At 65.4% G+C, this 1927-nt stretch carries 1 protein-coding gene; it reads right to left on the bottom strand.

Going from position 1 to position 1927, the window contains the following annotated elements; all coding sequences use genetic code 11:
* Positions 1-79: 79 nt before the first annotated feature.
* Positions 80-1336 (bottom strand): group II intron reverse transcriptase/maturase, encoded by a 1257-nt coding sequence (ltrA, locus tag ACIBA9_RS38130; RefSeq protein WP_399370373.1) that lies wholly within the window; start codon positions 1334-1336, stop codon positions 80-82.
* Positions 1337-1927 lie beyond the last annotated feature (591 nt).

Here is a 1927-nt window from a genome sequence, read left to right as displayed (position 1 = left end):
CTAGCGAGTAGCCAGGAGGGATCTCACCTCCCGGCTCTCTCAGAACCGTGCGTGAACCTCTCGATTCACACGGCTCCCATCATCCAGTCGTTCGAGGCCGGAGCAGTTTCCAGTGGGCGAAGAGCCCCGGGTAGAGCCTGGCTGTCTTCTCCAGGCCCTGCCATGCCCGGCTTCGGCGTCGCCGGAGCCGCTTGTACTTCTGCATGGCCCATCGCATCAGATAGTGATCGATGCCCTTCAGGCTCGGGACCAACGCAGACGGATAAAACCGGCCGTAGTAGTTGATCCATCCCCGCACGACTGGGTTGATCTCCCGTGCGAGGTCTGCCAGGGACGATCCACTGCGCAGGTGCAGCCGCCATCTGCGGATCTGCGCCCGGATGCGCTTGGCCGCCGCATCGCTGATGGCCGGGTTGAAGCCGTAGAAGTACTCCCCCGTCTTCGTCCGGGCCTTGCGCGAGCGGAACGTGTATCCGAGGAAGGTGAACGAGACGTGCTCGTACGAACCACGCCTCTTGCCGTCCTTGCAGTACACGATGCGGGTCTTGTCGGGATGCAGCCGCAAGCCCCCGCACTCGGCCAGCCGCTGGCCGATGGCCTGACGCACCTGATGCGCCTCGGCCTCGGTGCGGCAGTGAACCACCATGTCGTCGCAGTAGCGCTCGAACCGGACGCCCGGCAAGGCCCGGTCCATCCAGGTGTCGAACGCGTAGTGCATGAACAGGTTCGCCAACAAGGGTGAGATCGCCGAGCCTTGTGGGCTCCCGCGATCTCGCGCGACCAGTTCGCCGCTTCGGTGCTGCAGCGGGGCCTTCAGCCAGCGCTCCACATACAGCAGGATCCACCGCTGGTCGGTGTGGTGGGCCACCGCCTTGAGGACCAGATCATGGTCGAGGTTGTCGAAGAACCCCTGGATGTCGATGTCGACCGTCCAGTCGGTCCTCCAGCACCGCTCCCGGCAGGCCGCGACCGCGTCCAGCGCGCTTCTGCGGGGCCGATAGCCGTAGGAATCGGGATGGAACGACGGTTCCACCCCCGGCTCCAGGACCATGGCCGCCGCCGTCTGCGCGATTCTGTCCGCGACTGTCGGCACTCCGAGGACTCTGACCTTGCCTGCTCCCCCGGGCTTGGGGATCTCCACCATCCGCACCGGCGGCGGGAAGTAGCTGCCCGACGACATGCGATTCCACAGTTTGTAGAGGTTGCCTTGCAGGTCAGCCTCGAACTGCTCGATCGACTCGCCGTCGACCCCGGCCGCTCCCCGGTTCGCCTTGACCCTGAGATACGCCTCCCAGACCACGTGCTTCGAGATCTCGAACGGCTTTGGCCCGCTCATCCGGCTCCTCCCGGGAACTCCGGTTGACCGTCAAGCAGACCTGGATGATCCGTCCCCTTCGCTCCACCCGCATTACCGGGCTTCCTCACTACTACGAGACGGTCTGCCCCCGTGCCCCGCATCGGTACTCCGCCCCTTGCGGTGGTGGCCGCTTGGGGATCTCCCTCTCGCCGCCGGCCCCACGGACCGGCAGCCGTATCGGGGCGACAGGTTCTCACGTTCCGTGCAAGAGCCCAGGTCAAGCTCGCGCCGCCTACATGCCGGACGCCATCCGGGCAGTCAGCAGGCTCCCCCCGGACTTGTCCCAGAGCCCTGGTCTCGCCCTGGTTTCGACGCCACTGGAGTTTATTACGACACGTCATCAGCGGTTTGCTCTCGCTCGCCTTCCTGACCCACACCTGACGCGATCATCGCCGCGCCTTTTCCCGCAGCGCTCACCACGAACGGCCCTTAACCGACGCAGCCTACGGTGGTTTGGAGCCTCCCCCTGCAGGGCGACCCCGGAGGACCTACCTCCATCTCCTGCACAGCACCGCTTCCAGAAGCTCCTACATCGACGCCTCCTTCAGCGTTCGTGACACACGACCAGCA

Origin of the sequence: Streptomyces sp. NPDC051452 (assembly GCF_044454765.1) — a bacterium.
Classification (GTDB): domain Bacteria; phylum Actinomycetota; class Actinomycetes; order Streptomycetales; family Streptomycetaceae; genus Streptomyces.
This window is presented reverse-complemented; position numbering and strand designations above follow the sequence as displayed.

Coding starts and splice junctions, on each gene's coding strand:
- ltrA (WP_399370373.1), bottom strand. CDS start 1,336: ATGAGCGGGCCAAAGCCGTTCGAGATCTCGAAGCACGTGGTCTGGGAG.